The 4,030-nt window shown below is 62.9% G+C and carries 3 protein-coding genes and 1 pseudogene; 2 read left to right on the top strand and 2 right to left on the bottom strand.

Translation table 11 applies throughout. The annotated features are described in order from the left end of the window. Positions 1 to 40 precede the first annotated feature (40 nt). A pseudogene (gene tnpC, locus JM946_RS29795) lies at positions 41 to 1,291 on the bottom strand (IS66 family transposase); the annotation flags it as partial. 123 nt (positions 1,292 to 1,414) lie between these two features. Here tnpC and istA point away from each other — a divergent pair. Then, positions 1,415 to 2,959: an IS21 family transposase gene (gene istA / locus JM946_RS29790; protein ID WP_203171104.1), complete on the top strand. Its 1,545-nt coding sequence runs from the start codon at positions 1,415 to 1,417 to the stop codon at positions 2,957 to 2,959. A 103-nt stretch (positions 2,960 to 3,062) separates the two neighbouring features. Then, positions 3,063 to 3,827 carry an IS21-like element helper ATPase IstB gene (istB, locus tag JM946_RS29785; RefSeq protein ID WP_203171103.1) on the top strand — a complete coding sequence of 255 codons (765 nt, stop codon included), beginning with the start codon at positions 3,063 to 3,065 and terminating at the stop codon, positions 3,825 to 3,827. Between the two features lie 40 nt (positions 3,828 to 3,867). Here the strand turns inward: istB and JM946_RS29780 are convergent. Continuing rightward, the coding region (locus tag JM946_RS29780) for an IS66 family transposase zinc-finger binding domain-containing protein (RefSeq protein ID WP_407700619.1) at positions 3,868 to 4,030 on the bottom strand (163 nt) is incomplete at its 5' end.

The raw sequence follows: 4,030 nt of genomic DNA, 5'->3' as shown, positions 1-4,030 counted from the left end.
CGTAAGCGTCTGACGAGAACCCTCTTGCCTATCGCCCGAACTAGGCAGCGGCCTTGGTCTTGTCTGGTGCCGCGTGCGCCAGATTCCAGGGAAGGAGTTCCTCGATGCGATTGATGGGATGATGGGCGATCCGGGTGAAGACTTCGCGCAAATAGGCTTCGGGATCCAGACCGTTGAGCTTGGCGCTGCCGATTAAACTGTAGAATGCAGCAGCGCGTTCGCCGCCAGCGTCGGAACCCGCGAATAGATAATTTTTCCGTCCGATGGCGATGGCGCGTAACGCCCGCTCGGCGGCGTTGTTGTCGATCTCGATACGGCCATCCTCGCAGTAGCGGGTGAGCGAACTCCAGCGAGATAACGTGTAGCCGATGGCGCCGGCGAGGGCCGACTTCTTCGAGACCTTGCGCACGGTGGCGTGCAGCCAACCCTGCAGATCGTTTAGTAGCGGTATCGCTCGCGCTTGCCGGGCAGCGCGGCGTTGCTCGGCAGAGTGCCCACGGATATCTGCCTCGATCCTGTAGAGCGCGCCGATGCGCTCAAGGACTTCGAGCGCGACCGGTGAGTCGGTCGCGGCATGAATATCGAAGAACTTGCGTCGAGCGTGCGCCCAGCACGCCGCTTCGATCAACGGCTCGCGCGGCCGATCGTAAAGACCCTGGAAGCCCGCATAACCGTCGGCCTGCAGGATGCCGCGAAAGTCTTTGAGATGTTCCCGCGGCCGTTCGCCTTTGCGATCGGGCGAGTAACGAAACAGTACGGCGGGTGGATCGGTGCTGCCGGCCGGCTGATCATCTCGCACATAGGTCCATAGTCGCCCTGTCTTCGTTTTACCCGTGCCGGGCGCCAAGACAGGAATCGGTGTGTCATCGGCGTGCAGCTTCTGTCCGCTCATCACGTACTCGCCGAGGGAATCAATCAGCGGCGCGACCAGCGCGCTCACCGATCCGACCCACTCCGCAAGCGTGGCGCGATCTAACTCGACGCCAGAGCGCGCATAGATCTGGCTCTGCCGATACAGCGGCAGATGGTCGCAATACTTGGAAACCACCACGTGCGCCAACAAGCCGGGACCGGCGTAGCTGCGCTCGATCGGTCGCGATGGGGCGCTCGCCTGCACGAAGCTCTCGCAGCTGGCGCACGTGTACTTCGGGCGTACATGCCGATGTACTGCGCGCACCGGCCCATGACGGACACGATTCCGGAACGATGGCGGACAGCATTCCGGAGGCATGGCGGACGGTGTTCCGGGGCCATGCCGGACAGTTTGGGGCCTTGAGCGGAATGGTGTCCGGCATGCCCGGAACGCTGTCCGCCTAGCGCCCGGAACGGGGCGTCTCGACGCAAGCCTTATCCACCGGCCACCCTTCGCCCCTTTGCCCAAAGGAGCGAAGTGGTGGCCCAGCCGAGGCTTGCGATGCGAAAAATCAAAGATGTTTTGCGACTTCACCTGGTCGGCGGTGTCACCAGCCGTCGGCAATTGGCTCGAACGGTCGGTTGCGGCAAGAGTGCGATCTCCGAGTGCCTGCGCCGAGCGGCGGCAGTCGGCCTAGATCGCTGGGAGACGATTGCGGCGCTCGATGAGCCGGAACTGGAACGGCGGCTGTATCCCGCCACGGCGGCGCCGGTCGCACGCAAGCCGCGGCCGCTGCCGGACTGGACGAAGATCCGCGAGGAACTTGCCCGGCGCGACCACCAGGTAACGCTGTCGCTGCTGTGGACCGAGTACAAAGCCGAGCATCCCGACGGCTATCAGTACTCGCAGTTCGTCGATCTGTATCGTCGCTTTGAGAAGAAGCTCTCGGTGGTCCTGCGCCAGCAACACCGCGCCGGCGAGAAAGTGTTTGTCGACTTCTGCGATGGCATCGCGATGATCGATCCGAACACCGGCGAGCACGTTCCGACACAGCTGTTCGTCGGCGCGCTGGGCGCCAGTTCCTATACGTTTGCCATCGCCACGCTGTCACAGGAGCTGCCGGTGTGGTTGGATTGTCACGTGCGGATGTTCGAGTTCCTCGGCGGCGTCAGCGCTCTGACCGTTCCCGATAACTTGCGCAGCGGCGTGTCGCGGCCCGACCGGTACGAGGCGGAGATCAACCCATCCTACCGCGAACTCGCGCAGCACTACGGCACATGTGTGATCCCGGCGCGGATCAGAAAACCGCGCGATAAAGCCAAAGTGGAAGCGGCGGTGCTGGTGGCACAGCGTTGGATTTTAGCAGCGTTGCGCCATCGCACGTTCTATCACTTGAACGAACTGAACGCCGCCATCGGCGAGTTGCTCGACCGACTCAATGATCGGGTGATGCGCCATGTGAAGCAGTCCCGACGCGCGCTGTTCGAGCGCCTGGATCGACCGGCGCTCAAACCGCTGCCATCGCAGCCGTACGAGTATGCCGAGTGGGGCCAGGCCCGGGTCAACATCGACTATCACCTCAGCGTGGACGATCACTTCTACAGCGCGCCCTACACGCTGACGCACGAGACATTGTGGTATCGGGCGAGCCATCGCACGGTGGAGTTGTTCCACCACGGCAAGCGCATCGGCAGCCACGTGCGCAGCTTCAAGAAATACGGCTACACCACCGAACCATCGCACCGACCCGCCTCCCATCGGGCGCATCTGGAATGGACGCCGTCGCGCCTGATCCAGTGGGGACAGTCCATCGGCGTGAACACGGCGGCGGCCATCGAATACGTGATCCGTACCAAACCGCATCCCGAGCAAGGCTATCGCTCGGCGCTGGGCATCCTACGGCTGGCGAAGAGGTTCGATCCAGATCGGCTGGAGCGTGCCTGCGAGAAGGCGCTGGCGATCCAGGCGCCGAGCTACAAAGCGATCAAGACGCTGCTGGAACAGCGCATGGAGGCCGCGCCGCTGCGTGGCGCGGAGCCCACCACTGACGATGCCGCCGCTCACCTGGGTGCCCGCAACGTGCGCGGACGTGGCTACTACCACTGACGACCACGCTTTTGCTTCCCCGACAGAAACGAACCGGAGGTGCCCCATGACCTGATGAAGACTCGCTGCCTTACACCTCAAAGTATCTATCCAAGGAAACATCATGTTGTTAGAACAGACTCACCAAAAACTCGTCGCCATGAAGCTCTTCGGCATGGCGCAGGCGCTCAAAGAACGCCTCGATCGCGTCGATCATCAGAGCTTGAGTAAAGCGGAACTCATCGGCCTGCTGGTCGATGACGAATGGTTGCATCGTGAGAATCGCAAGCTCACTGCGCGGCTGAAGGTTGCGCGCTTCAAGGAACGCAGCGCGTGCCTGGAAAACATCGACTACAGCGCCTCGCGCACGCTGCGTAAGGATCAGGTCCTGGAGCTTGCGCAGAACCGCTGGATCACTGCGCATCAAGGGATCCTGATCACCGGCCCGAGCGGTTCCGGCAAGAGCTTCCTGGCACAAGCCCTCGCGCAGCACGCCTGCCGCAGCGGCTTCAGCGCCCAGTACCTGCGGCTACCCACCTTGCTCACGCAGTTCGTCCAGGCGCGCGCCCAGGGCACGTACGACAGGCTGCTGAAGCGGCTGGCCAAGCTGTCGCTGCTAGTCATCGACGACTTCGGTCTGGCCACGCTGACCGAGCAGGAGAAGCAGGATCTGCTAGAGGCCGTCGAGGAGCGCTACGGCTCCGGTGCCTCGATCCTCACTTCGCAGCTGCCGATCAGCGACTGGCACGAGTACCTCGGCGGCGGGCGTGTCGCCGATGCCATCCTCGATCGGCTGGTGCACTCGGCTCATCGCATCGAACTGTCTTCCCGAGAATCCATGCGAAAAGAGCGCTCTTCCTTGAAGCATGCCGGACAGTCTGCTAGATAACCGGCCCACTTGCGTCGCTACGCTCCGACGCTGTCCGCCATCACCGGTCCAGGTGTCCGTCATGGCCGGAATGCGCATGTACCTTCCAGTGCTGCGGCACGTACTCGAGGACTTCAGAAACATCTTCGCCGATCGCGCGCAGCTTGCCACCGCACTTCGGGCACTCACAGGTGCCGCTGGCAGGCTCGTGGACGTGCGCTTCA

The sequence above is a fragment of the Steroidobacter gossypii genome (assembly GCF_016801985.1).
In the GTDB taxonomy this organism is placed as follows: Bacteria; Pseudomonadota; Gammaproteobacteria; order Steroidobacterales; family Steroidobacteraceae; genus Steroidobacter; species Steroidobacter gossypii.
The sequence above is the reverse complement of the archived record's forward strand: the minus strand, read 5'-3'. Positions and strand labels throughout refer to the sequence as shown.

Bases quoted from the DNA above. Each gene is read 5' to 3' on its own strand.
- istA (WP_203171104.1), top strand. From the start codon at position 1,415: ATGCGAAAAATCAAAGATGTTTTGCGACTTCACCTGGTCGGCGGTGTC.
- istB (WP_203171103.1), top strand. From the start codon at position 3,063: ATGTTGTTAGAACAGACTCACCAAAAACTCGTCGCCATGAAGCTCTTC.